The sequence below is a fragment of the Kribbella sp. NPDC050470 genome (assembly GCF_044458365.1).
Taxonomy (GTDB): Bacteria; Actinomycetota; Actinomycetes; order Propionibacteriales; family Kribbellaceae; genus Kribbella.
Window position 1 is genome coordinate 186,210 of the sequence record NZ_JBITHV010000004.1, and the last position, 25,620, is coordinate 211,829.

The following is a 25,620-nucleotide window of genomic DNA, read 5'->3' on the forward strand; positions in this document are numbered from 1 at the left end:
GCCCGGGTCAGAGCGGGAGGGTGTGCGAGCGGTTGAGGAGGGATTGCATCGCCTGGTGAAAGGTGGTGCGTTGGCGGATGGTCCAACCGGTGGTCAGGTGGTCGAACACCTCCTCCTGCCACTGGTGCGCGTGGTCAAGCATGTCGAGGCCGGCTTGGGTGACGGTGACGTGGCAGCGTCGGGTGTAGGCCAGTTCGAGCGCCGACTTGAGATCCGGAAGCCGAAGCGCTGCCGAGACCTGCTCGCCGGTGACTCTGAACAGCGTCGCCACCAGGGTAGGGGACGTGCTCCCGGGCCACGTAGCGTCCTGTTCGACCACCATGAGCCGCTCACTGACCGGATGCCACGACCTCGGCACGAGCCGGATCCCCGATCGCCCGACCCAGTGCGCGTGCCATCGGTTGACTGCTACTTCCAGGGCAGACTCCATACGGCCAATTGCATGCGATTCGCATAGATCTCAGGCGAAGTCCGCGCCGAAGTGCCGCTGCAGATGGTCGAGCGTTGCCTGGACGAGCTCCGCCGGCCAGCGCTCGCCGGTCTGCTCGGCCAGCGCGCACCCGCGGCGGATGAAGTCGCGCACGATGTACCGATTGGCGTCGAGGATGTCGGCCCGATCGGTGCCAGCGGCCGGGATTGCTTCGAGGACAGCGCGCTGCTCCTTGGACAGCAACGCGTTGAGGCGTTTCGCTCCACTGGTACGGCGTACTCCTCGCTCAGCCAGCATCAGCGCGATGAGCTGGTCGCGGAGGACACCGACGCCCTGGTTGGCCACGATGCGCTCGTCGCGCCCGAGCACTGTGACGAGGTTGCCGAGGAAGTAGAAGAACAGATTCACGGTCTGCTCGGGCCAGTACGGCGTACCAGGACGACCGCCCGTCGCCGGCTGGTCGCCATCGGGGAACAGCGTGCCGTCCCGGTCGAACAGCACCCGGACTCCGTCGTACTGGAAGCGATCGAAAGCAGCCAGCGGATGGATGACGAGGTCGACGTGCAACCAGTCGAGCGTGATCGCGAGACCGGCGCCCACCAGCCCCGGGATCTGGTCGACGAGAACGGTCGGTCCGGTGATGGACCGCAGTACGTCGGCCCAGTGCTCCGCGAACCAGTCCATGGTGTCGTCGGCAACGACCAGGTGGACGTCGACGTCGCTGAACCTGTCTGCCTGGCCGGTGCCGTAGCTGCCGATCAGGTAGACGGCGAGAATACGTTCGTCGGCGGGGAGTACGGCGCGGGCGCGCTCGATGACCTGCTGCTGCCTGTCGTCTCCGATCGTCACCCGCGCCAGCGTACTTACTCGCCGTACAACGGCAGCCCGTGGTAATCGGCCCAACCGGAAGTCGACCGGATCGCCGAACGTGCCGGGCACCTTGCCGGGTCCGCGGATGACGGTTGCGGTCCCGGCGGCGTGGCCGACGGAGTACAGGTAACCCGCGCCGGTGCCCTTGTCGATGCCGAGCAGCAGCGTCCCAGACTGACCGCAGCGGCTGCCGATCAGCGACTCGAAGCCTTGCCACGTGGAGCTGCGGACCACCTTCACCACCGGGCGCATCGGCGACGTCAACGGGATCCGCACGGTGTAGAGCGCCCCGCCACGGGTCGTCATCAGCAGCGTGTCGTAGGTGCTAGTCCGGCTGAGCAGTGCCATCGCCTTCACAGCGCCGAAGCCCGGGTACGACGCCGCCCGGTAGACCGCGCCTTGAGTGGGACGGTTCTCGATCGTCCAGCGGTACAGCGTGCCATCTTCGCGCAGCGCGTACAGTCGCTCGGTGGCGCCGGCGGGGTCCGATGCGACCCGCTGTGAACTGCTGAGCGCCACGAACGGGTCCCAGCCGCCGCCGATCCGGTCCAGGAGGACCTCGTACGGCCGGTCGGTGACCTGTGGTTGCCGCCAGCGGTTACTGAGCCGGCATCAATCTGGCATGCGGCCGCTGTGGCGGCAGAGGGTCGGCGGGCGTCCGTCGTACTTGCCGAGCTCGAGACGGCTGTGCCCGCAAGCAGCGTGGCGGCAGCGGCGGCGCTGATGACGCGCGACGGCGCGTGCGACGCCGTATGTCGAAACCTTGTCCTGTCATGGTCCCCTGGATGTTTCGTCGTACGGGTACGACTCCTGGGCCGGGGGCAAAGTTGTACCTGACCGGGCGCGGGGAGGATTTGTCGGCGAGCGGCGCTAGGGTTGCGGGCGTGGAAGCACCCCTTGCGTTGTACCGCCGGTATCGCCCGGAGACGTTCGCCGAGGTGATCGGGCAGGACCATGTCACCGCCCCGCTGCGCAACGCGTTGAGCAACAACCGGGTCAACCACGCCTACCTGTTCTCCGGCCCGCGCGGGTGTGGCAAGACCACCAGCGCCCGGATCCTGGCCCGCGCGATCAACTGCGAGAAGGGCCCGATCGCCGAGCCCTGCGGGGTGTGCAAGTCGTGCACCGACCTGGCCCGCGGCGGCCCCGGCAGCATCGACGTGATCGAGATCGATGCGGCCTCGCACGGTGGTGTCGACGACGCGCGGGACCTGCGTGAGCGGGCGTTCTTCGCGCCGGTGGAGAGCCGCTACAAGATCTACATCATCGACGAGGCGCATATGGTGACCACGCAGGGCTTCAACGCCCTGCTGAAGCTGGTCGAGGAGCCGCCGCCGCACCTGAAGTTCATCTTCGCCACGACCGAGCCGGACAAGGTGATCGGGACGATCCGGTCCCGGACCCACCACTACCCGTTCCGACTGGTCCCGCCGAAGGTGCTCGGCGACTACATGGCCTCGCTGTGCGAGTCCGAGGGCGTCGCGATCGAGCCGGCCGCGCTGCCGCTGGTCGTGCGGGCCGGCGCCGGGTCGGTCCGGGACTCGCTGAGTGTGCTCGACCAGCTGATCGGTGGCGCGGGACCGGACGGCGTCACGTACGAGCTGGCCGTCGCGCTGCTCGGGTTCACGCCGGACTCACTGCTCGACGCGTGCGTGGACGGATTCGCGGCGCACGACAGCAAAGCCGTGTTCGAGACGATCGAGAAGGTCATCGAGACCGGCCAGGACCCGAAGCGGTTCGCCGAGGACCTCTTGCGGCGGCTGCGTGATCTTGTGGTGCTGTCCGCCGTACCGAATGCCATCCTGTCCGGTCTGATCGAGGCTGCTGAGGACCAGGGCGAGCGACTGCAGACGCAGGCCGCCGGGATCGGGGCGGCAGAGCTGACGCGTGCGGCGGACATCGTCGCGGCCGGTCTGCTGGAGATGCGCGGGGCGACGGCGCCTCGGCTGCAGCTGGAGCTCATCTGCGCCAAGGTGCTGCTGCCGGGCGCCGACGACTCCACCAACGGCATCCAGGCCCGACTCGACCGCATGGAACGCCGCCTCACCATCGGAGCCCCCGCCGGCACCCAACCAGCCGAATACGCCCCGGCCCCAGGCCCAGATGCCGCCACGAGCCGAGCCGCAGCCCGAGCCGCGGCCGGCGGCGCTGCTGAGGCGCCGAGCGCCGAAGGCGTGGCGGCAACCGCTGGGGCTCAAGGCAACGCTGCGGCCAGCGGGAGTGGTACGGCGGGTCCGAGCGGCGACCGCGGCGTCGCAGATGCCGCGCGACCAGCAGATGCCGCCTCGGCACGAACAGGCTCCTGGTCAGACGCACCCTCTGCACCCGCACCTTCATCGCAACCCGCCCCCGCGTCGCCCCCTCCGAGCACGTCACCCGCTCCGGGCGCTTCGTCCGCCCCAGCTGCGGGCAGTGCGGCTGCTCCGGTAGGTGGCACCGGTTCGGCTGGGGCTGGCGGTGGGGTGCCGGCGGTCGGTGCGGCGGCGGCTCCGTCTGCGGGGGCTGTGGGATTGGCGGACATCCGGCGCTTGTGGCCTGAGGTCCTCGAGGCGGTGAAGAGCAAGCGCCGCTTCGCCTGGATCATGCTCAGCCAGAACGCACAGGTCGTCGCTATCGACGACCAGACCCTGACCCTAGGCCTGGTGAACTCCGGCGCCCGCGACAGCTTCGCCCGCTCCGGCAGCGACGAGATCCTCCGCCAGGCCATGATCGACACCATCGGCCTCAACCGCCGCGTAGAAGCCGTAGTAGACCCCTCCACCGACCCAGGCCCCACCGGCGGCCAAGCCGCCCCCCGCCCCACCGGCCCCCAAGGCGGCGCCCCACAGGGCGCTCCCGGCGGCAGCCCGCACGGCGTCCCCGGCGGCGGAGCGCAAGGCGGTGCCCCGAGCGGCGGTCCACAGGGCGGCCCCGGCGGTGATGCGCAGGCTGGCGGCCCAAGCGCCGGCCTACACGGCCCCGGCGGTGGTTCGGAAGCTGGCGGTCCGGGCGTTGGTCCCCAGGGCGCCGGTCCCGGAGGCGGTGCGGCCGACGGCGGTACCGCGGGCGGTGGACCTCACGGCGGCGGTCCGGGCGTCGGAGCACCCGGCAGCCATGCGGGCGGCACAGGCGGCGGCGCTGCCGGCACGGCGGGCGGCTGGGGTGACGGCGGATCCGGCGGGCAAGGTGCCAGCGGGACGGGCCTAGCGGGTCCCGGAGCAGGTGGCGCGGCTAACGCCCTCGGCGGCGGTCCAACAGGACGGGGTGGAGTAGGACCGGGTGATGCCAGTTCGACCGGGCCAGGGACGAGCGGTGCCGGTTGGGGCGGGCCAGAGGCGAGCGGCGCCGGGGCTGGTGTTGCGGCAGCGGGAGGCCCCGCGGCTGGTGCTGGAGCGAACGTGACTTCGGCCGGTGGGCCGGCGGCGGGTGGACCTGCGGGCACCCAAGCGGCCGGCTCGGGTGGGCACGGTCCGGCGGCGAGCGGACCAGGTGGCGGCGCCGCGCAGGGGCTGTCCGCAGACCAGTCGGGCGGTACGTCGGCACGAGGTGCCGGCGGTGTTTCGGCGTCGGGGCCTGACCGGGCCGGCGGTGGTCCGGGGGCGGGCGGATCTGGGTCGGCACGGGCGGGTCAGTGGTCTGACGGGGCGGGTGCGGCCATCGCAGTACAGGAGCCGCCGGACGAGTACGAGGTACCGCCGGAGCCTGACCCGTGGGAGGACGGCCCGGTCCGGCGGCCAACCTCAGACGCAGGTCGACCGGCCGTACCAGCAACGTCAGCCACGCCGGACAGCGCGGCTGCGCGGGAGACGGCGGGGAGTAAGCGGCGGGCGGCGGAGGCGGCGGTGGCTGCTGAGCAGGCTCGGCGGGCGGCTGCGGCGTCGGTTGCTCCGGAGGTCCCGTTGACGCCTGAGGAGGAGGCGGACGCGATCGGCGAGGACGACGTGGTGCTGGAAGACGACTCCCGCTCCCACACCGACCTCCTCCGCGACACCCTCGGCGCCCAAATCATCACCGAGGAACCCAACAACTAGGCCCCGTCGAGGTACGTGATCGCCACGCCGACCTGCTCAGCGAGGCCCGCGGTGCGCTGATCGTGGCCGAGGAGCCGAACGACTAGGTCCTGTTGGGGTGTGTGGTCGTCGTACCGATCTGCTGGGCGACGCCGTCGGTGCGCAGACCATGACCCTGGAGCGCAGCAACCATCGGTGAGGTCGTGGTCGAGAGCTGGGAGGCCGCAGAGGCGCGTCTGACGGCGGGGTCCACGACCGGTCGCGGGTACGGCTCGGCTAGGTCTCGTCGAGGTAGGTGATTGACACGCCGGTCAGGAGGGTGTGGTCGGTGAGGATGTCGAGGGCTGCGACGTGGCCGGCGGCGATCGTGAAGAGTACGGCCGATGTTGGTGCGCCCTGGGTGAGGGCTACCGCGCCGAGGGCGCCGTTGAGGAGCGCCGGTCGAGTGATTTCGGCCAGTTGGGCGAAGGTTGCGGCGCCATCGGCTACCGCCTGCGGGCCCTGGAGGACGCCGGCCGGCCGAAGCGCGCCGTACGTGTGAACCACCACGTCCGGATCCAGCAGTCGGACCAACGTCTCGAGATCGCCGCCCCGAGCCGCAGCCAGGAACGCATGAACAATGGCCCGATCGGCCGCCGCAGGAGCTGGCGGCGCACCTCGGATGCGGCGTCGAGCGCGGCTGGCCAGCTGACGGGTCGCCGTCGGGGTGCGGCCGACGATAGGCGCGACGTCGTCGAACGGCACCTCGAACAGATCGTGCAGAACGAACGCCAGTCGCTCAGCCGGCGCAAGCGTCTCCAGTACGGCGACCAACGCAACGCCCACCGAATCCGCCAGCACCGCCTCGGCCTCCGGATCCGCCTCAGCCGCAAGCCCAACAGACTGAGACGGCAGCGGTTCCTCACGCAGCCTGCCCCGGTCGCGCAGCATGTTGAGGCAGATGCGCCCGACCACCGTCGTCAGCCAGCCGCCGAGGTTCTCCACCGTGGACGCGTCCGTGCGATGAAGCCGCAGCCAGGTCTCCTGTACGGCGTCGTCCGCCTCGCTCGCCGAGCCGAGGATCCGGTGCGCGACCGCACGCAGATGCTCACGGTGGTCCTCGAATCGAAGCATCAGCAGCTGGTCGTCGGGCAGCGGTTCCGGAAGCTCGCCTTGGGTCATCGGTCACGTTCCTTCGTCGCGTGGGGTCATTGCACTGACCCGTGAAACCGCGCCGATGTGACAACGGCGCCTTGTTCTGCTGGAGGAAACGACGATGGACCTGCGGATGAAGAACCCCGCGTTCGTGCTGCCGGACGGGATGAAAGGCATCCAGTACTTGCTCAAGGCCACCAATTCCGGAGGCGTGCCGCGGACGACGCTGGAGCTGATCGGACTGCGCGCCAGCCAGATCAACGGCTGCAGCGCCTGCGCGCTCGGGCACGTCCAGGAAGCGAAGAAGGCGGGTGAGACGGACGAGCGTCTGGCCGTGGTTGCGGCCTGGCGGCACGCGCCGTACTTCACCCCGGCCGAGCGAGCTGCGCTGGAGCTGACCGAGGTGGTGACGCGCTTGGCGGACCGCTCGGACGAGGGCGTCCCGGATGCCGTGTGGGCCGCCGCGGCGGAGCACTACGACGAGCGGCAGCTGTCCGCGATTCTCCTGATGATCGGCACGCTCAACCTCTTCAACCGCATCAACGTCACCATCCGCGAGCGGGCCGACCAGCCCAGCTGGCAGCAGCCCTGAGCGCCGAGAGTCCACTGGAAGTAGCGATGGACTGTCGGTGGGCGGTGGGAGATTGCGGGGTATGGCGTTTCAAGGGTGGACGGATGCGGCGTTCGACGTACTGGTCGATCTCGAAGGGGATCCGGGGCCGGCGCAGTTGGAGACGCATCGGGACGACCTGGAGCGTCATGTCCGCGGGCCGTTGCAGCAGCTCTGCGACGAGCTCAACGGGACGGGCGAGTTCGGCACGTTCTGGCTGAGCGGGCTGTCCGACCACGCGGCGGGGTGGCAGCAGTCGCGCGCGACGTGGTGGATCGCGCGGCGGATCCGAATCACGTTCACGTTCGACCTGGACGGGTTCACGCTCGGCGGGGGCTCGGCGAGCCCGGCCGGTGATCAGGTGACGCTGTTCCGGCAGATGGTCGACGCGGAGCCCAGCGGCAGCGAGCTCGACGCGGTTGTCAAGCGACTCGGCCGCAACGGGTACGACGTCATCGGTCCGATCGGCCGCCGTGTGCCGGCCCAGTTCGCACCGGATCACCCCCGCGCCGACCTGCTCCGCCGCCGCGCCGTCTACGCCGAGAAGCCTCTCGACACGACCGACGTCAAGCAGATCCGCAAGTCGCTGCGGCCGCTCGTGGAACTGACCACCTGGTACACGGACTACATCGCCCCGTCCGGCTGGGAACAGCCCTAGTCCACAACTCCACCCACACGCGGCGCCGGACGGCGGGGAGGGGCTTCCACAGGATCCACAGGGTTGTGGATAACTTTGTTCACAGGAGTGTGGACAAGCTGGGGAGACTGGTCGGTTTCTGGCGGGTGGGTGGGGTTGTCCGGGGGACCGGATAGGGTTGAGGCTCGGTAACAGGTAGCGGCTCGACGAGGAGATCGCGGTGTTCGACGGTGGCGGTGCTGGCGGCTTCGACATGTCCGACCTGCTCGCGCAGGCGCAGGCGATGCAGAACCAGCTGATGGAAGCCCAGGCCAACCTGGAGAGCCAGGAGATCGAGGGCTCGGCCGGTGGCGGGCTGGTGACCGCGCTGGTGTCCGGGACCGGCGAGCTGCTCAGCCTGAACATCAAGCCGGAGGCCGTCGACCCCGACGACACCGAGACGCTGGCCGACCTGGTCGTCGCCGCCGTGCGGGACGCCTCGGAGAACGCGAAGCAGGCCGCCGCGCAGGCGATGGGCCCGCTGGCCGGCGGGATTCCCGGATTCGGGTCCGAGGGACCCGGCTTCGGCGGTGGATCCTCGGCGCCGGCCGGCTTCACGCTGCCGGGCGCCCCGGGCATCACGAGCGGAAATACGACGAGCGCCGACGACGCCCCGGACGATGACACCCCCGGTCCGGGCACCTCCAGCACCGGCGGGCCGAGCGCGAGCGGGCCGAGCGCGAGCGGCTTCACCGCCGGCGCCGGGGAAGGCTCCGGTGCCGAGGGCTCTGGTGGGATCGGGTTCGCGAACCCGGGTGGCGGGGCCGGGCCTTCCGGTCGGGACTCGGGCTGACGTGTACGAGGGGGCCGTACAGGACCTCATCGACGAGCTCGGCCGGTTGCCCGGCGTCGGTCCGAAGTCCGCACAGCGCATCGCGTTCCACCTGCTGGCCGCCGACGAGACCGACGTACGACGGCTGGCGCACGTGCTCGTGCAGGTGAAGGAGAAGGTCAAGTTCTGCGAGATCTGCGGCAATGTCGCGGAGGACGTGCAGTGCCGGATCTGCCGTGACCCGCGCCGCGACCTGGCCCTGATCTGCGTGGTCGAGGAGGCCAAGGACGTGGTCGCGATCGAGCGGACCCGCGAGTTCCGCGGCCGCTACCACGTGCTCGGCGGGGCGATCTCGCCGATCGAGGGGATCGGGCCGGACGAGCTCCGGATCAAGGAGCTGATGCAGCGGCTGGCCAGTGGCGAGGTGACCGAGATCATCTTGGCCACCGACCCGAACCTCGAGGGTGAGGCGACCGCCACCTACCTGAGCCGGTTGCTCCGGCCCATGGGGTTGCGCGTCACCCGTTTGGCTAGTGGACTTCCAGTAGGCGGTGATCTCGAGTACGCCGACGAGGTCACCCTCGGACGGGCGTTTGAAGGGCGACGATCGATCGATGACTGAACCAACAGATATTGCGGAACGCGCGTTGGGCACCGACAACGAGGACCTGACCGAGTTCGCCGAGCAGATCGCCGACCAGGTGCGAAGTTTCCTGATCTCGGTCCGCGACATCGCGGCGCAGCCGGACGAGGACGGTGTCGACGAGGGGCTCGCCTCGCTGCCGTACCTGCTGCTCGAGGTGAGCCAGCTGCTGCTGGCCGGCGGCCGGCTCGGCGCGTTCGAGGACTTCGTGCCGGAGGAGCGCTTCGAGAGCGACGCCGGCCCGGACCCGGACCTGGACGCGATGCGGGACCGGCTGGCGGTCCTGTTCGAGGGCCTGGACGAGTACGCCGAGGTCTTCGACCCGTACGCCGCGCCGCCCGAGATCACCGTGAACCGGCTGTCCGACGACCTCACCGCGATCGCCACCGACCTCGTGCACGGCCTCGCGCACTACGAGGACGGCCGGATCATCGAGGCGCTGTGGTGGTGGCAGTTCTCCTACGTGTCCACGTGGGGAGCGGCGGCGAGCGCCGTACTGCGGGCCATCCAGTCGCTGATCGCGCACGACCGCCTCGAGCCGGCCCACGACGCCGAGACCGAGGCCACCGACCGTGAGCTCGTCGAGGTCGCCGAAGAGGCTGTCCAACGCCGCTGACGAGTTATCCACAGGCAAGCGCCTGACCGGCCCGCGATGGGGTCCTCAACAACTACGTTGAGGACCCCATCGCAGTCAGGAGGCCTGTGTGCACGAACAAATGGATGCCGGTGCATCCTTCACCACCACCCGGAGACGCCCGGTCGTCGTCGGGGTGATCACCGCCTTGCTTGCCTACGCGCTGCTGCCCCGCGGGTTCTCGTACGACCGGGAGACGTTCGAGGTCGCGCTGTTCCTGAACCTGGTGGGCTTGGTCTGCCTGGTCACGGCCGTGCGCAGCTGGCGGCTCGTCCTCCGGCGGCCAGCTGAGCTGCGGCTGACACCGGCGGGGTTGACCGTCAAGCGAAGCGGTCACGAGCTGAGTGTGCCGTGGCACGCGGTCGGCCAGATCCGCATCGACGGAGACCTCCGGCGGCCGTGGGTGGTGGCTTGGTTCGATCCCGGCCAGGAGCCGAGTGGCGTGCCGGCAGCGCGGCGGCGGGATGGGGCCTACCTGCTCTTCCCGGTCGGGCACGGGCAGTCGGTGGTGCGGCGCGGTCAGAAGTTGCGTGAGCTCCGCGCGGCGATCATCGGGTATGGGCGGCGTTGGGTCGACGAGGTCGTCTGAGGGCGGTTGGATGGGGTCGTGTCTGTTTACGAGCTGCTGGCGCGGATGCCTGATCTGCCGACCGTGAAGCGGGTCAGCCGGGCGTTGGCGGTGCTGGATCTTGTCCTGAACGACGTCGACGACCTGAACTACTTCTCGTTCGATGCGCGGTGGTCGGACCGTGAAGAGGCTGCGTTGATGCGGGACGGGTCGGGGGACGAGTACTCGATCGTGTTCTCGGCGGACGGGGCGTTCGGGTACGGGTTCGACCACGAGTCGCCGATGTCGCCGTACGTGAACGGGATGCGGGCCTGGCCGGGGCTCGTCGACGGGGTGCCGGAGGTGTTCCACGGGGCGCGGGACGACAAGGCTTTCTGGGAGCCGATGGGGGCGCCACGGGCGACGGTCGCGTTCTGGCGTACGGCGGCCGACACCGAGTGGCGCTGTGGTCCGGTCGAAGGGGTCGAGAAGGACGGCGCCGACGAGCTGTTCGAGGTGCTCGCGGATGGCCGGCCCGAGGCATACCTGACGTTCGCCGAGGACTACTACGAGGTGGCGCTCGACCTCGAGCCGATCCGGCACGTGTACGCGCTGATGCCGCTCACCGAGTACGTCGTCACGTCGCTCAACCGCCGGCGCCGGCTGCAGGACCTCGCCGAAGGGATCGCCGAGATCGGCTACCCGCGCTCCTGAACCCGGGTTAGCCTGACTCCCCGATGACAACACACCCTGGGGATCCGGCGACGATCGGGTCGTTCGCGATCGAGTCCCGGCTCGGCCGTGGCGCGATGGGTGCGGTGTACCTGGCGCGGTCGCCCGGCGGCCGGCTGGTCGCGGTCAAGGTGGTCCGCGACGAGCTCGCCGGTGACGACGGGTTCCGGGCCCGGTTCGCCCGGGAGATCGAGGCTGCTCGCCGGGTCAGTGGCGCGTTCACGGCGGCGGTCCTCGACGCAGACCCGGACGCGGAGCGCCCGTGGCTCGCGACCGAGTATCTGCCGGGACCGACGCTGCAGAAGGCGATCGACACGTCCGGTCCGTTGATGCCGGGCGGGGTCCGGTCACTCGCGGGTGGGCTGGCCGAGGCGCTGGTCGCCATCCACGCGTGTGGGCTGATCCATCGCGACCTCAAGCCGTCGAACATCGTGCTTACCGGCAACGGGCCGCGGGTGATCGACTTCGGCATCGCGCGGGCGCTGGAGGACGCGAGCCTGACGGCGACCGGGGTGGTGATCGGTACGCCGGGTTACCTGTCGCCTGAGCAGATCACGGGTACGGCGATCGGGCCGGCGAGCGACATGTTTGCGCTGGGCGCCGTACTGGTGTTCGCGGCGTCCGGTCGTGGTCCGTTCGCGACCGGCAACCCGGCGTCGCTGCTGCACCGGATCGTCAACGAGCAGCCGCACATCCCACCGCTGCCCGATCCACTCCAGGATCTCGTACGGCGTTGCCTGGCAAGAGACCCCGCCCACCGTCCAACCCCCCAGGAACTCCTCCACACCGCAGGCTCCCCAGCCAACACCGCATTACTAGTCCCACCCACCCCCACCAAACTCCTCCCAACCCCGACCGCCTCGCCGGAGCCGGCGCAGCATGCGGGAGCGCAGGAGGCGCCGGTCCAGCAGGTGGGAGGGCGGCAGGCGCACGTGGAGCATGCGGCCGGCCAGCCCGCCGCGGGGCGGAGTGGGGCTACCTTCGCTACCAGCAGGACGCGGCCGGTGATCATCGCCGTGCTCACCACGCTGCTCGCTGCCGGGTTCTGGCCGAAGGAGTCCTCGGCGCAAGACCCAGTCTCGGCCGTCATCGGCGTCACGGTGTCCGCGATCAGCCTGTACTTCGCGATCCGGCACTGGCGCCTGGTCCTCAGACGTCGCGTCGTCCTCCGCCTGACCCCAGAAGGCCTCTCCCTCGAACGCGGCTACCAGCAAGCCGCCGTACCTTGGTCAGCCGTGACCCGCCTCCGCCTGGTCGGCGACCTGAAACGCCCCTGGCTGATCGCCTGGCTGGACGCCGCACACCAATCCGCCCTCCCGACCCCACGACTCCGCCACCACGGCGGCCTGAAGCTCTACCCCGTCGCCCACGAACGCACCCCCAAACACCGCGCCCACCAAGTCAACGAGCTCCAAGCCGCCCTCAACTGGTACGCCGGCCGCCTCCACGACAATTCCTATTAGTCGGGCAACATCGGCACCGTCAGACCCTGGTCCCGGCCGAGCAGGATGCCGCGGGTGATCGCGTTCGTGCCGAACTTGTCCTTGACCGAGTCGAGGGCCGAGTCGAGCTCGTCGTTCGACGCCTTGTCGAACGGCAGGGCCAACTGCAGGGCCGCTTCGTTCTCCAGATTCCCCACCGAGATGCCGATCATCGTGATCCCCTGCGCGGTGATCAGCGGCCGGGCGGCCGAGAGCAACGCCCGCGCGGTGACCAGGATCGCCCGCGTCTGATCGGTTGCCTGGGGCAACGTATGTGACCGGGTCGCCCGGCTGAAGTCGTCGAACCGCAGCCGCAGCGTGACGGTCCGCCCGGCCCGCCCCGCCGTCCGCATCCGCCGTGTCACCCGATCGACCAGCCCGGCCAGCACGGCGTCCAGCGTCGCCGGCGACTTGGGCGACCGGCCCAGCGCCCGTTGCGAGCCGATCGACCGCCGCCGACGGCCGACCTCGATCGGCCGCGGGTCGCGGTTGTGTGCCAGCGCATGCAGATGTCGCCCCGACGCGCGCCCGAGCATCGCCACCAGCGCGGCCTCGGGCAACATCGCGACGTCGCCGACCTTGGTCAGTCCGCGGGTCCGCAGCTTCTCCGCGGTCACCTCACCCACGCCCCAGAGCCGCTCGACATCCAGCGGATGCAGGAACTCCAGCTCCCGCTCCGGCTGCACCTCCAGCAGCCCGTTCGGCTTCGCGACCCCGCTGGCCACCTTCGCCAGGAACTTCGTCCGCGCCACCCCGACCGTGATCGGCAGCCCGACCTGCGACATCACGTCCGCCCGCAGCCGCTGCGCGATCTCGAGCGGCGTCCCGGAGATCTTCCGCAGCCCGCCGACGTCGAGGAACGCCTCGTCGATCGACAGCCCTTCCACCAGCGGTGTGGTGTTCTCGAAGACCCGGAAGACGGCCTTGCTGGCCTCGGAGTACGCCGACATCCGCGGGTCGACCACGATCGCGCCAGGGCACCGGCGGAGCGCCTGCCCACCGTTCATCGCGGTCCGGACGCCGTACGCCTTCGCCTCGTAGCTGCAGGCCAGCACGACGCCGGCGCCGACGATCACCGGGCGGCCGCGCAGGCGCGGGTCGTCCCGCTGCTCGACCGACGCGTAGAACGCGTCCAGGTCGGCATGCAGGATGCTCGCCGTACCGTTCGACACGAACATATGTTCGCATACCCGCAGGCTGTCCGGATAGGGAGAATTCCCGAGGCGGCGAACCGGTTTGTCAGGACAGAATGCGCCCTATGGACCTGACGGCGTACCGCGATCTCTGGAAGACCCACGGTGTGATGGCATTGCTGGCGTCGGCCCTGATCGCGCGGATGCCGGTGATGGCGACGATGGTCCCGCTGGCCTACCTGGCCAAGGATGCCGCCGGCAACTTCGGCTGGGCCGGTGTGGTGGCCGGCGCCTACTCCATCGGTACGGCGATCGCCAGTGTCGTGTGGTCGCGCAGAGCCGACCGCAAGGGCGCGCGCTGGGTGCTGATCGGCACCGGGATGGCATGGGGCGTCCTGATGGCCGTCGTCGCCCTGCTGCCGGACAGCTGGTACCGGGCGCTGCCGATCGCAGCCGCTCTGGCCGGGATGTTCGTCGCGCCGGTCACCTCAGCGCTGCGGGCCAGCTGGCCGCGGCTGGTCCAGGGTGCGCGGCTGCGGGCGATCTACGCGCTGGACGCGACCGCGCAGGAGCTCCTGTTCGTCGTCGGCCCGATGGTCGGCGCGGTGATCGTCAGCTTCGCTAGCCCGCGTGCCGGTCTGCTGGCGTGTGCCGTGACCGCTGCGGCAGCCATCTGGTGGTTCGGCCTCAAGCAGCGGCCGGGCGCGCACCACGAGGAGAGCGACCAGCCCCGCCCGACCGCTCGCCAGTTGGTGTTCCACCGCCACCGGTTCGGGCTGCTCCTTGCCTTCGCCTGTCTGGTGACGGGCTTCGCATCGATGTCGCTCGGCATCGTCGCGTTCGCCGATGAACACGGCAACCGGCTGATCGCCGGCGTACTCGAGACGGTCGCCGCGCTCGGCAGCCTGATCGGCGGTCTGGTCGGCGGAGCACTGCCCGGCCGGCGCAACTCGTACGTCTGGCGCCGGATGCTCGCTATGACCGTGCTCGTCACCGGCTGTGTCTTCGCCACGTCATCAGTGGTCGCGTTGGCGCTGATGCTGTTCGCGGCCGGCTGCCTGATCGCTCCGACCGTCGGAGCGATCTACGAACGGCTGGGGGTGATGACTCCGGCCTCGGCACGGACCGAGATCTTCGGCTGGATGATCAGCGGCGGCATGATCGGCTCCGCGGTCGGTTCAGCCGTCGCCGGCGCCGTGGTCGAGGCCTTCGGCGTCCGCTACGCGTGGGTCCTGATGGCCGTGCTCGCGCTGCTGGCGACGCTGTCGGTGCTCCACGTCCCGCCCCACCGGCCGGCCGAGGCAGACCTGGAGGAAGTCGCGGTCGCCGCGTAGTCGACGCGGTAGTTCGCCTCCAGTACGCCGGAGTCGCCCGCGCACATCGAGATCAGTCGCAGCGCACGACGGTCCGGGAACAGCGGCGAGCCGAAGCCGGCCTGGACCGGTTGGATGAGCAAGGACACCTCGTCGATCAACCGCCAGCGCAGTAGCGACCGGACCAGTCGGACGCTGCCCACCACGTGCAGGTCGGCGCCAGGCACCTGCTTCAGCGCCCGCAGCACCCGGTGCGGGTCACCTTGCAACACCTCGGTGTGCGGCCGCGCGATCACCGGCCGGGACGCGATCACCAGTTTGCGCACCCGATCCAGCGGTACGGCGGCATCGTGGAAGCGCGCCACCGACGCGGCGTACTGCTCGAACGTGTTCCGCCCGAGCAACACCGTCTCGGCGCCTGTCGCCAGCCGATCGAGAGCCGGTTCCGCAAGCCAGTACTCCGGCCGGTCCACGATGCCGTCCTCCGACATCCACAACCGGGCCACGATGTTGCGCATCCACCACTCCTCTGGGTCTCCTTACCTACCCAGATGCACCGGCCGACCCGAAGGTTCAGCGGCGGCCGCGGTGGATCTCGGTCTCCAGGGCGTCCAAGCGGTTGATCCAGAACTTGCGGTAGCGGTCCAGCCAGCCGTCGATCTCGCGCAGCGGGCCGGGGTCGACGGCGTACAGCCGCCGGGTGCCGTCGATCGTGACGGTGGCGAAGCCGTTGTCCCGCAGCACCTTGAGGTGCTGGGAGACGGCCGGCTGGCTGATCCCGAACTCGTCGCCGATGGTGGCGGCGATACTGCCGGCCGGCAGTTCGCCGTCGGCCAGCAGTTCCAGGATCCGGCGCCGGACCGGGTCGCCGAGGATGTCGAACGCGTGCACGGGCCGAGTATTTCAGTGATGACTTATATGAACAAGGCCCGGTGCCGGCCGGACGCTTTCCGGCGGCTCCGGAGCGTCGCCGTGGAACCTTCCGGCGCCCCGGCGATCGGCCGGACGGGCGGCCCGGGTGCTGGTCAACGGGTAGGCAACGAACGAGTCACGGCTAGAATGAGGGCCCGAGACTACGCCTGGTGCAACGCCGCACGGCGTACCGCAACCAGTGGTTTGAGGAGACACCTGTGGGACGCGTCGTGCACAAGTACGGCGGTTCTTCGGTCGCCGATGCCGAGAGCATCAAGCGCGTGGCCCAACGGATCGTCGCGACGAAGAAGGCCGGGAACGACGTCGTGGTGGTCATTTCGGCCATGGGCGACACCACCGATGAACTGATGGACCTGGCCCAGCAGGTCTCCCCGCTGCCGCCGCCGCGCGAGCTCGACATGCTGCTCACCTCGGGTGAGCGGATCTCGGCCGCCCTGCTGGCGATGGCGATCGCGAACCTGGGCTACGAGGGCCGCTCGTTCACCGGGTCGCAGGCCGGCGTGATCACCACCTCGGCGCACGGCAACGCGCGCATCATCGACATCACGCCGGGCCGGATCGAGGAGGCCCTCGGCGAGGGCCACATCGCGATCGTGGCCGGGTTCCAGGGCGTCGCCCAGGACACCAAGGACATCACCACGATGGGCCGCGGCGCCTCCGACACCACCGCGGTCGCGCTGGCCGCCGCGCTGGAGGCGGACTACTGCGAGATCTACACCGACGTGGACGGCATCTTCACCGCGGACCCGCGGATCGTGCCGGCCGCGAAGCAGATCCCGAAGATCTCCTACGAGGAGATGCTCGAGATGGCCGCCTGCGGCGCCAAGGTGCTGCACCTGCGCTGCGTGGAGTACGCGCGGCGCTACAACGTCCCTGTCCATGTGCGCTCCTCCTTCTCGCAGAAGGAAGGCACCTGGGTCGTCGATGCGAAGGAACTGAATCAGATGGAACAGGCGATCATCTCCGGCGTGGCCCACGACCGCGGCGAGGCCAAGATCACGGTCGTCGGTGTGCCCGACAAGCCCGGTGAGGCCGCCCGGATCTTCGAGACGGTCGCCGGCGCCGAGACCAACATCGACATGATCGTGCAGAACGTGTCGGCGGTCGCCACCAACCGCACCGACATCTCGTTCACGCTGCCGCGTGCCGACGGCGCCCGGGCGATGTCCGCGCTGGCCCGGATGAAGGACGAGGTCGGCTACGAGCAGCTGCTGTACGACGACCAGATCGGTAAGGTCTCGGTGGTCGGTGTCGGAATGCGCTCGCACCCGGGCGTGTCCGCGAAATTCTTCTCCGCCCTCGCCGACGCCGGCGTGAACATCGAGATGATCTCCACCTCGGAGATCCGGATCTCGGTGGTGGTGGACGAGAACCTGGTGGACGCCGCCGTGACCGCGGCGCACACTGCATTCGACCTGGACGACGAGCACACCCAAGCTGTCGTGTACGGAGGAACTGGACGGTGACCCCTGTGAGCGCTTTGGACAACCAGACCGAGGACCGGACGGGCCTGCCCGCGCTGGCGGTGGTCGGCGCCACCGGCGCCGTCGGCACGGTGATGCTGGCCCTGCTCTCCACCCGCGAGAACGTGTGGGGAGAGATCCGGCTGATCGCGTCCGAGCGCTCCGCAGGCAAGAAACTCAAGGTCCGCGGCGAGGAGGTCGAGGTCGTCGCGATCAGCGAGGCGGCCTTCGACGGCATCGACGTGGCGATGTTCGACGTACCGGACGAGGTGTCCGCGCACTGGGCCCCGATCGCGGCCGCCAAGGGCGCCGTGGTGGTGGACAACTCCGGCGCGTTCCGGATGGACGACGACGTGCCGCTGGTGGTGCCCGAGGTGAACGCCGAGGCGGCCCGGAACCGGCCGAAGGGCATCATCTCGAACCCGAACTGCACGACGCTGTCGATGATCGTGGCGATGGGCGCGCTGCACCACCGCTACGAGCTCGAGCAGCTGGTCGTGGCGTCGTACCAGGCCGCCTCCGGCGCCGGGCAGGACGGTATCGACGCGCTCTACGACCAGCTGATGAAGGTGGCCGGCAATCGCGACCTGGGCACCACGCCGGGCGACGTACGGCGAGTGATCGGCAACGCGCTCGGCCCGTTCCCGGCTCCGCTGGCGCTGAACGTCGTACCGTGGGCCGGCTCGCTGAAGGACGAGGGCTGGTCGTCGGAGGAGCTGAAGGTCCGCAACGAGTCGCGCAAGATCCTCGGCCTGCCCGACCTGAAGGTGTCCGCGACCTGCGTCCGGGTGCCGGTGATCACCACCCACTCGCTGTCGGTGCACGCCCGGTTCGCGCACGAGGTGAACGCCGACGAGGCCCGTGAGGTACTGCGGGACGCGCCGGGCGTGCTGCTGTTCGACAACCCGGCCGAGGGTGAGTTCCCGACGCCGGCCGACGTGGTCGGCACCGACCCGACCTGGGTCGGCCGGATCCGCAAGTCCCTGGACGACCCGAACGCCCTCGAGCTGTTCGTCTGCGGCGACAACCTGCGCAAGGGCGCGGCCCTGAACACCGCGCAGATCGCCGAGGTCGTCGCGAAGGAGTTCACCGCCGCAGCGTCCTGAAATCGTTGGAACAAAGGGTTCCCGGCGTTTGCCGGGGACCCTTTGTTGTGTTGAGCAACGGGTTTACAGCCAGTTCTCCCGGGCCGCGTGCAGGGCGAGCTGGAAGCGGGTGCTGGCGCCGGTGCGGTTCATCAGCCGCTCGAGGTAGCGGAAGAAGGTACGGCGGCTGATGCCGAGCGTGCGCGCGATCGTGTCGTCCGCGGCGCCGGTCGCGAGCAACGCCAGCAGGCGGCGCTCGATCGGCTCCAGCCGGTCGTCCTCCGCGCCGACCGAGGCGTGCAGCGGCAGCGCGTTGCGCCAGCACAGCTCGAACATGCCGATCAGCGCGGTCAGCAGGCTGCTCGGCCGGATGATCAGCAGCGACCGGTTCACGTCGGTGTCGCGCACCGACATCGACACGAACGCGATCGAGCCGTCGATGATGGTCAGCTTGGCCGGCACGTCGGGCAGCACCCGGGCCTGCTCACCGGCCTCCACGCACGGCAGGATGTTCTCGGTCAGGTAGCCGGGCACCTCGACCGACTCCGGGGAGTACACGACCCGGTAGGAGACGCCGCGCTTGAGGTGGTCGATCTCCTCCTGGTTCGGGCCGCCGATGTAGTACGGCGGGGAGTCGATGGCCAGGATCTCGCGCTGGGCGCCGCCCTTGATCTGCCGGATCCGCTCGACGATCGCGTTCCCGGTGACGACCTCGATCAGGTGCGTGGTGGACTCGTTGTGCACGGTCCGGCGGAACTCGTCGTACGCATTCAGGACCTCGATCCGGGCCTGCTTGAGCTCGGACTCGCGGCGCAGCGTCATCGCCTCGAGACCGGCGTCCGGGGGCACCGGGAGGTAGCGGGAGTGGTCCGAGCCGGACCGTCGGGCGAGCCCGGCCTGGACCAGCCCGCCGAGGGTCGCGTCGATGGTGGCCTGGCGGTCGGGCACCGCGTCGTCCAGTTCGGTGATCGACGACGGGCCGGTCCGCAGCAGGTGCTGGTAGACCTTGATCTCGTCGTCGCTGAGCCCGAGGACGCGCAGGTGGTCGGCACGCTCCGTGTCGGTTGTGCTCACAACCCTCCCCTCCCTTCCGAGTGCTGTCACTGTCCGCTACCGCCGTTCCAGGGTAGGGCGATAGCGGTTACCGTACAGTCAGCGAGGTACGCACTGTCCGTGGCGACTTGTACGCACCCAGCGATGTTTGTTGTCCTGTCAGCATTGTTGTGCCGTGTCACCATCTGGCCACCACTTCTTCGCAGTCGTGAGCGAGAATTGAGGTCCAGCAGCCCGGCGACGGACCACCTGAGCGCCGCCGGGCTGCTGTTCCAATTCTGGCCCGAGTTCGCTGTCACGTCAGCGGAGCCCGTTTCGGTTGGGTCTCGATCCCGGCGCATCGGTGCCCTCGCACTTCCGTGCCATCACCGGCTGTGCTGGAGGGTGTACAAACTGTGCATCTCCATCGTGAGGCCGATGAGGAGGAGAGTCCGATGCGACCGGTTCTGCATCCCGCCGCCGCTCGCTTCGGCGCTGCCGCCCCCGGTGCGAACCCGCACCTGCCTTCCTCGGTCGGTCTTGGGCCTGTCCCCACATCCCCTGCGTGCTGCGCGGCACTCGGCGGCGCACCTCGCCGCACTGGTGCAAAGGCCACGATGCTCCGCATCGAGACCTTCGCCCCAGCACGCCGAGCCACACCGCCGAGCACCTGCTCGCGACTGCAGGGGATGTGGGGACAGGCCCATGGTGCGATGACCGCCGCCCTGGTCATCGTGCCCGTCGATCCGGCGTGTGCCCGGCCCGCTTCCGCCCATGGCGGGCAGGCCCCCGGATCCAGGGTGGACCCCAGGGAGGTGCTGAGCGGAACTCCGTGGATGGTGAGGCTGTCCATGGGGAGCGGGGACCTGACGTGCCCCGCCCGGCTCGCCCCGGCCAGGAAGCACCCCCTGGGGCCCCACCGGTAACAGCAGCCCGCACAGCTCACCGGCTTCACAATCGCGGTGGGACACGTCACTCCGGGGCCTGCGAACTTCCGGCGTACGGCGGACGTCGTACCTCTGAACACCGTCCCGGCCGCAGCCGCGATTTGACCGCGATTTTTCGTGCTGTGGAAGGCGTTTTGGCCGTCCGAGGGCGTCAAATGTATATTCCAGATAACGATCGGCGATGGGCGACCGCGACGGAGCCGTCAGTCGGTGCTTCGGTGCAGGGCTCGACGTTTGGTAGCCGTCTGTACGTCGTTGCTCACTATGGAGGACCACTGTGTCGTCGGTATTGACGCCGATCCGCTACTCTGCTTCCCGGTCTGCGTGGCCCGCCGTCGTACCGGGCGGCAGCCGCCGAGCCCCAGTCGGATACCGGGCAGAGAGAGGCGTCGCCTGAATGAACGCGACAAGCGTCGACGAGGAGTTCAACCCGTCGGTGCACGTGTACGAACCGCACAAGGTCGGCCTGCCGAAGCTGCGTCCCTACTTCAAGGCGCTGTGGCAGCGCCGGGAGTTCGCGGCGGAGATGTCCCGGACGAACATCCGGGCGGCCAACACCAACACCTTCTTCGGTCAGGTGTGGCTGGTCCTGAACCCGCTGCTGCTGGCGGCGGTGTACTACCTGCTGGTCGACATCATCGCCGGCGGTAGCTCGAAGGTCGACGCCTCGGAGCGGTTCGCCCACATGTGCGGCGGGCTGTTCGCCTTCTACTACTTCTCCGGTGCGATGACCGCCGGTGCGGCCAGCGTGGTCGGCGGCGGCAAGCTGCTGATGAACCAGTCGTTCCCGCGGATGCTGCTGCCGCTGTCGGCGGTCCGGACGGCGTTCTTCCGGTTCCTGCCGACGCTGGGCGTGTATCTGGTGATCCACCTGCTGATGCGCCAGCCGCTGGGCTGGCAGATGCTGCTGGCTCCGGTCTTCCTGGCCTTCCTGACGATCTTCGCGGCCGGGATGGGCATGATCTTCGCCGCCCTGCAGGTGTACTTCCGCGACACCACGAGTTTCCTGCCGTACTTCGTCCGGATCTGGCTGTACCTGTCCCCGGTCCTCTGGTTCGCCGAGCAGGCGCCGGAGAAGTTCAAGGGCTTCATCCAGTACAACCCGCTCTACTCGCTGATCGGCGGGTGGACCGACCTGCTGGTCCGCAGCGACATCCCGAACTGGGAGATGTGGGCCGGCGCCGGTTTCTGGGCGATCGCGGCGTTCGTGATCGGCTCGTTGTTCTTCATGTCGAGGGAGCGTGAGTTCGTTGTCCGTCTCTGAGACCGAGAAGAAGCCGATGCAGAAGACCCCGTCGGGCATGCCGGCCGTGAAGGTCCAGGACGTGTCCATCACCTACCGGACCACGTTCGAGCGAGTGCCGACCTTCAAGAGCGCGCTGGTCCGGTTCGGCCGCGGCGAGCGGGCGGTCCGCGAGGTCAAGGCCGTTCAGAACGTGTCCTTCGACGTCGACCACGGCACCACCATCGGCATCATCGGCGCGAACGGCGCCGGCAAGTCGACGCTGATGCGTGCGGTGGCCGGCATCCTGCCGCCGACCACCGGCCGGATCGAGGTGCACGGCCGGGTCTCCACCCTGCTGTCGCTCGGTGTCGGCTTCAACGCGGCGCTGTCCGGCCGGGAGAACGTCGTGCTGGGCGGCCTGGCGGCCGGCCTGAGCCGCAAGGAGATCCAGGCCCGGTACGAGGAGATCGCCGAGTTCGCCGAGCTCGGTGACTTCATGGAGATGCCGATGCGGACGTACTCGTCCGGCATGTTCAGCCGGCTGGCGTTCTCCGTCGCGGTGCACATGGACCCGGACATCCTGCTGATCGACGAGGCGCTGTCCGCCGGTGACGCCAAGTTCAAGACCAAGGCCGCGGCCAAGATGCAGGACCTGGTCACCAACAGCCGGACCATGTTCCTGGTCAGCCACGCGATGAGCAGCGTCCGCGAGCTCTGCAACGACTGCATCTGGCTGCACAAGGGCAAGCTGATGATGCGGGGGCAACCGGACGAGGTGATCGCGGCGTACACCAAGTTCCTGCAGGTCGGCGAAGCGGAATCCGTCTCGCTCGAGGACCTCTGACCGATGGCACGCAGCACGGCGCCGGACGTGGGGATCATCACGACCGGTCACGACGTGGCGGACGCGCGCCTGCACAAGATCACCGCGGCGCTGCAGCGCCGGCAGCTCAGCGTCGAGCTCTGGGGCCTGGGTGAAGCCGAGGCCGGACCGGCCGGCGCGGTCGTGCACGCCGGTCCGCGCGGCAACCTGGTCCAGCGGCTGGCCCGGACGGCGGTGCTGCCGTGGCGGACCAGCGCGAAGGTGGTGATGACGGTCGACCCGGACATGATCCCGGTCACCCGGCTCGTCACCGCCGTGCGCCGCCGCAAGATGGTCGCCGACGTGCACGAGGACTACGGTCGGCTGCTCGCCGACCGCGCCTGGGCGAAGGGCCCGGCCGGGTTGCCGGCCCGGCTGATCGTCCGGGCCAGCTCCAAGCTGGCCGCCCGGGCCGACCTGACCGTGGTCGCCGACTCGCACCTCGCGCCGCACGAGGCCAAGCGGCGGATCGTCGTCCAGAACTTCCCCTACGTGCCGTTCCTGGCCCCGACGCCGCCGTCCGGCGCGCCACGGGCCGTGTACGTCGGGGACCTGCGGGCCAGCCGTGGCCTGTTCGACATGGTCGAGACCGTCGCCGCGGCGGCGGACTGGTCACTCGACCTGATCGGCCCGGTCGCACCCTCGGACCGGGACCAGCTCGAAGCCCGGATCGGCCAGTCCGACCTGGCCGGCCGGGTCCGGTTGCACGGACGCCAGCCGCCGGCCGACTCGTGGCGGCTCACGCAGGGCGCCTGGGCTGGCCTGGCCATGCTGCAGCCGACTCCGGCCTTCGTGGAGGCGATGCCGTCCAAGATCTACGAGTACCTCGCCAGCGGTCTTCCCGTGCTGTCCACCCGGCTGCCCCGGCAGTCCAAGGTGATCGAGGAGTCCGGTGGCGGAGTCCTGGTGGACTCGGTGACGGAGGCGGCCGAGACGCTGCGGCGCTGGTCCGCGGATCCGGGTGAGCTGGAGAAACTGCGCGACCACGCGCTTCAGTGGGCGGCGGACCATCTGCCCACGACCACGCCGTACGACGAACTGGCCGACGCGATTCTCGACTTGGTAAGAGGAAGTACATGACCGACCGCCCACACCTGCTGTACGTCGCCTGGGGCTTCCCGCCCTGCCGGGGCGGCGGTGTCTACCGGGCCCTGGCCACGGCCAACCGGTTCGCCGCGCTCGGCTGGAAGGTGACCGTGCTGACGGCCGAACGGGAGACCTTCCACCGGTTCACCGGCGCCGACCTGACCCTCGAGGAGCGGGTCGACCCGTCCGTCGAGGTCGTCCGGGTCCCGTTCGAGTGGCCGATCCTGGAAGCCGACCTGCGCAAGTGGTCCAAGCGCCGGGCCGCGAACCCGAAGCTGTGGAGCAAGTGGCGCACCAAGCAGGACCAGATCCCGTTCCCGGAGACCGGATACGGACCGTGGCGCTCGATCATCGAGAAGGCCGCGGAGCGGATCCACGCCGCCCACAAGGTCGACCTGACCGTCGCCACCGCGAACCCGCACGTCGCGTTCACCGCCGCGTACCGGCTGCACCAGAAGCACGGCGTGCCGTACGTGATGGACTACCGCGACGCCTGGCTGCTGGACGTCTTCACCGGTGACCGGCTGCACGAGCCGAACAGCCGCGCGGCCAAGTGGGAGAAGAAGCTGGTCGAGTCCGCCCGCGAGGTCTGGTTCGTGAACGACCCGATCAAGGACTGGCACGAGCAGCTCTACCCGGCGCACGCCGCCAGGATGCACACCGTCGCCAACGGCTTCGACCCGGACCTGGTGCCGGACACCAACGACCGCGGGCCGGTCACCGACCGCCCGCTGGTGTTCGGGTACGTCGGCACGGTGTCGCCGAAGGTGCCGCTGGCCGAGTTCGTCGAGGGCTGGCAGATCGCCCGCTCGTCGTCGGAGGAGCTGGCCGGCGCGAAGGCGAAGATCCACGGCTACCTCGGGTACTACGCCCAGCCGCGGGCCGACATGCTGGCGACCATCAACAACGCCAAGGACGACGGGGTCAGCTACGAGGGCCCGGTCGGCAAGGCCGAGATCGCCAAGGCGTACGACGAGTTCGACGTCCAGCTGCTGATGCTCGGCAAGGGCCGGTACGTGACCAGCGGCAAGGTGTTCGAGTACCTCGCGACCGGGCTGCCGGTCGTGTCCGTGCACGACCCGGAGAACGCGGCGTCCGACGTGCTGCGCGGGCACCCGTTGTGGTTCCCGGTGGCCGAGGTGACGCCGGAGGCGATCGCGGCCGCGCTGACCGAGGCCGCGCACGCGGCCCGGACGGCCGACGAGGGAATCCGGGCCAAGGCGCGCGAGTTCGGCGCGTCCTACCGGCGGGACCTGCAGCTGGACCCGCGGATCGAGTCGCTGGCCGCCGCCGTGAAGGGAGTCCGGGCGTGAAGAACGTCGTACTGCTGAGCACCCGCCGGCTGCCTCCGGCGTACTTCGACACCGTCAAGGAGGACCTCGGCGACCCGAACGTCGTCCTCGACGTGGTCGGCTGGGTCGCACCGGGTGGCTGGGTGGCCGACAAGGTCAACTCCTTCACCCTCATCGGCCCCGGCCGCATGCCCGCCGCTCCCGCGCCCGAGCCCGAGCCGGTCGCCGATCCGACGGAAGAAGCCCCCGACGCGGTCATCGCCCCCGAGGCGGTCGCCGAACCGGAAGCTGTCACCGCGGACGAAGCTCAGGTTGCTCCTGCAGCCGCCGCAGTCACCGACGCCGGTCCCGCACCTGCGCCCACTCCGAAGCCCAGGCCCACTGGAATGAAGCGGGTCGTCAAGGCTGTGCAGTGGCGGGCGCGGAAGGGGAAGAAGGTCGCCGGGCGGATGTTGCCTAAGGCAATCAAGACGTCGGCGCCGGTGAAGTTCCTGCGAGGGCAGCGGGCCAGCAGCGATCTGGGGAAGACCTACTGGGCCCGGGTGCTGAGTCGCCGGGACGTGATGACGACGATCGAGAAGGCCGACGTCGTGGTCGCCCTGGACGCCGGTGCGATCTGGGCCGGCTGGAACCTCGGCCAGCGGAAGGCGAGCACCCCAGTGGTGCTCGGCATCCCGGCCGCCCGCCGCGAGCTGGACATGCTGAAGGCACCGGCAGGTAATGGGTGATTC

At 69.7% G+C, this 25,620-nt stretch carries 24 protein-coding genes; 17 read left to right on the top strand and 7 right to left on the bottom strand.

All coding sequences use genetic code 11. From position 1 onward, the window contains the following. Positions 1–7: 7 nt before the first annotated feature. Positions 8–271 (bottom strand): hypothetical protein, encoded by a 264-nt coding sequence (locus tag ACIBGM_RS12945; protein WP_396385532.1) that lies wholly within the window; start codon positions 269–271, stop codon positions 8–10. A gap of 189 nt (positions 272–460) precedes the next feature. Next, a complete protein-coding gene (locus ACIBGM_RS12950; protein ID WP_396385533.1) occupies positions 461–1,819 on the bottom strand; it encodes an aminoglycoside 6-adenylyltransferase in 1,359 nt (452 codons plus the stop codon). Positions 1,820–2,184: 365 nt separating this feature from the next. On the opposite strand from ACIBGM_RS12950, the gene ACIBGM_RS12955 reads away from it, so the two are divergent. Beyond that, positions 2,185–5,310 (top strand): DNA polymerase III subunit gamma and tau, encoded by a 3,126-nt coding sequence (locus ACIBGM_RS12955; protein WP_396385534.1) that lies wholly within the window; start codon positions 2,185–2,187, stop codon positions 5,308–5,310. Between the two features lie 255 nt (positions 5,311–5,565). On the opposite strand, the gene ACIBGM_RS12960 is transcribed toward ACIBGM_RS12955, so the two are convergent. Then, positions 5,566–6,450, bottom strand: coding sequence for a sigma-70 family RNA polymerase sigma factor (locus ACIBGM_RS12960; RefSeq protein ID WP_396385536.1), 885 nt, complete (start codon positions 6,448–6,450; stop codon positions 5,566–5,568). A gap of 106 nt (positions 6,451–6,556) precedes the next feature. On the opposite strand from ACIBGM_RS12960, the gene ACIBGM_RS12965 reads away from it, so the two are divergent. The 8 genes from ACIBGM_RS12965 to ACIBGM_RS13000 all read left to right on the top strand — a co-directional run bounded on the left by ACIBGM_RS12965 (position 6,557) and on the right by ACIBGM_RS13000 (position 12,500). Further along, positions 6,557–7,015: a carboxymuconolactone decarboxylase family protein gene (locus ACIBGM_RS12965; protein ID WP_396385537.1), complete on the top strand. Its 459-nt coding sequence runs from the start codon at positions 6,557–6,559 to the stop codon at positions 7,013–7,015. A gap of 61 nt (positions 7,016–7,076) precedes the next feature. Further along, on the top strand, positions 7,077–7,691 hold the full coding sequence (locus ACIBGM_RS12970) for a DUF2461 family protein (RefSeq protein WP_396385538.1): 615 nt from the start codon (positions 7,077–7,079) through the stop codon (positions 7,689–7,691). A 199-nt stretch (positions 7,692–7,890) separates the two neighbouring features. Beyond that, positions 7,891–8,502 (top strand): YbaB/EbfC family nucleoid-associated protein, encoded by a 612-nt coding sequence (locus tag ACIBGM_RS12975; protein WP_396385539.1) that lies wholly within the window; start codon positions 7,891–7,893, stop codon positions 8,500–8,502. A 1-nt stretch (position 8,503) separates the two neighbouring features. Beyond that, on the top strand, positions 8,504–9,103 hold the full coding sequence (gene recR / locus ACIBGM_RS12980; RefSeq protein ID WP_360519125.1) for a recombination mediator RecR: 600 nt from the start codon (positions 8,504–8,506) through the stop codon (positions 9,101–9,103). After that, positions 9,096–9,740, top strand: coding sequence for a DUF5063 domain-containing protein (locus ACIBGM_RS12985; protein ID WP_360519122.1), 645 nt, complete (start codon positions 9,096–9,098; stop codon positions 9,738–9,740). The genes recR and ACIBGM_RS12985 overlap by 8 nt, the downstream gene beginning before the upstream one ends. An 88-nt stretch (positions 9,741–9,828) precedes the next feature. Continuing rightward, positions 9,829–10,347, top strand: a complete 519-nt coding sequence (locus ACIBGM_RS12990) for a hypothetical protein (RefSeq protein WP_396385540.1) — start codon at positions 9,829–9,831, stop codon at positions 10,345–10,347. An 18-nt stretch (positions 10,348–10,365) separates the two neighbouring features. Next, on the top strand, positions 10,366–11,019 hold the full coding sequence (locus ACIBGM_RS12995) for a hypothetical protein (protein ID WP_360519116.1): 654 nt from the start codon (positions 10,366–10,368) through the stop codon (positions 11,017–11,019). Positions 11,020–11,042: 23 nt separating this feature from the next. Next, positions 11,043–12,500, top strand: coding sequence for a serine/threonine-protein kinase (locus ACIBGM_RS13000; RefSeq protein ID WP_396385542.1), 1,458 nt, complete (start codon positions 11,043–11,045; stop codon positions 12,498–12,500). Here ACIBGM_RS13000 and dinB read toward each other — a convergent pair. Next, positions 12,497–13,696, bottom strand: a complete 1,200-nt coding sequence (gene dinB / locus ACIBGM_RS13005) for a DNA polymerase IV (RefSeq protein ID WP_396385544.1) — start codon at positions 13,694–13,696, stop codon at positions 12,497–12,499. The genes ACIBGM_RS13000 and dinB overlap by 4 nt on opposite strands. An 80-nt stretch (positions 13,697–13,776) precedes the next feature. On the opposite strand from dinB, the gene ACIBGM_RS13010 reads away from it, so the two are divergent. Further along, positions 13,777–14,985 carry an MFS transporter gene (locus ACIBGM_RS13010; protein ID WP_396385546.1) on the top strand — a complete coding sequence of 403 codons (1,209 nt, stop codon included), beginning with the start codon at positions 13,777–13,779 and terminating at the stop codon, positions 14,983–14,985. Here ACIBGM_RS13010 and ACIBGM_RS13015 read toward each other — a convergent pair. Together ACIBGM_RS13015 and ACIBGM_RS13020 are read right to left on the bottom strand one after the other, a co-directional pair. Further along, the gene (locus ACIBGM_RS13015; RefSeq protein WP_396385547.1) at positions 14,871–15,482 is read right to left on the bottom strand and encodes a dihydrofolate reductase family protein; all 612 of its coding nucleotides are present in this window, start codon (positions 15,480–15,482) and stop codon (positions 14,871–14,873) included. The genes ACIBGM_RS13010 and ACIBGM_RS13015 overlap by 115 nt on opposite strands. A 55-nt stretch (positions 15,483–15,537) precedes the next feature. Then, positions 15,538–15,855 carry a metalloregulator ArsR/SmtB family transcription factor gene (locus ACIBGM_RS13020; protein WP_360519101.1) on the bottom strand — a complete coding sequence of 106 codons (318 nt, stop codon included), beginning with the start codon at positions 15,853–15,855 and terminating at the stop codon, positions 15,538–15,540. A 239-nt stretch (positions 15,856–16,094) separates the two neighbouring features. On the opposite strand from ACIBGM_RS13020, the gene ACIBGM_RS13025 reads away from it, so the two are divergent. Both ACIBGM_RS13025 and ACIBGM_RS13030 read left to right on the top strand, forming a co-directional pair. After that, complete coding sequence (locus ACIBGM_RS13025) at positions 16,095–17,363, top strand: aspartate kinase (RefSeq protein ID WP_360519098.1); 1,269 nt, start codon at positions 16,095–16,097, stop codon at positions 17,361–17,363. Then, the gene (locus ACIBGM_RS13030) at positions 17,360–18,466 is read left to right on the top strand and encodes an aspartate-semialdehyde dehydrogenase (protein ID WP_360519095.1); all 1,107 of its coding nucleotides are present in this window, start codon (positions 17,360–17,362) and stop codon (positions 18,464–18,466) included. Before ACIBGM_RS13025 ends, ACIBGM_RS13030 begins: the two co-directional genes overlap by 4 nt. Before the next feature lie 63 nt (positions 18,467–18,529). On the opposite strand, the gene ACIBGM_RS13035 is transcribed toward ACIBGM_RS13030, so the two are convergent. Next, positions 18,530–19,519, bottom strand: coding sequence for a helix-turn-helix domain-containing protein (locus ACIBGM_RS13035; RefSeq protein ID WP_396385548.1), 990 nt, complete (start codon positions 19,517–19,519; stop codon positions 18,530–18,532). Between the two features lie 1,302 nt (positions 19,520–20,821). Here ACIBGM_RS13035 and ACIBGM_RS13040 point away from each other — a divergent pair. From ACIBGM_RS13040 to ACIBGM_RS13060, 5 genes are read left to right on the top strand one after another with little or no spacing between them, the layout of a single operon-like run. Then, positions 20,822–21,688 (top strand): ABC transporter permease, encoded by an 867-nt coding sequence (locus ACIBGM_RS13040; protein WP_360519089.1) that lies wholly within the window; start codon positions 20,822–20,824, stop codon positions 21,686–21,688. Further along, complete coding sequence (locus ACIBGM_RS13045; protein WP_360519086.1) at positions 21,675–22,493, top strand: ABC transporter ATP-binding protein; 819 nt, start codon at positions 21,675–21,677, stop codon at positions 22,491–22,493. Before ACIBGM_RS13040 ends, ACIBGM_RS13045 begins: the two co-directional genes overlap by 14 nt. A gap of 3 nt (positions 22,494–22,496) precedes the next feature. Continuing rightward, a complete protein-coding gene (locus ACIBGM_RS13050) occupies positions 22,497–23,591 on the top strand; it encodes a glycosyltransferase (protein ID WP_360519083.1) in 1,095 nt (364 codons plus the stop codon). After that, complete coding sequence (locus ACIBGM_RS13055; RefSeq protein WP_360519080.1) at positions 23,588–24,910, top strand: glycosyltransferase; 1,323 nt, start codon at positions 23,588–23,590, stop codon at positions 24,908–24,910. Before ACIBGM_RS13050 ends, ACIBGM_RS13055 begins: the two co-directional genes overlap by 4 nt. Beyond that, positions 24,907–25,617 (top strand): hypothetical protein, encoded by a 711-nt coding sequence (locus ACIBGM_RS13060; RefSeq protein WP_360519077.1) that lies wholly within the window; start codon positions 24,907–24,909, stop codon positions 25,615–25,617. The genes ACIBGM_RS13055 and ACIBGM_RS13060 overlap by 4 nt, the downstream gene beginning before the upstream one ends. Positions 25,618–25,620 lie beyond the last annotated feature (3 nt).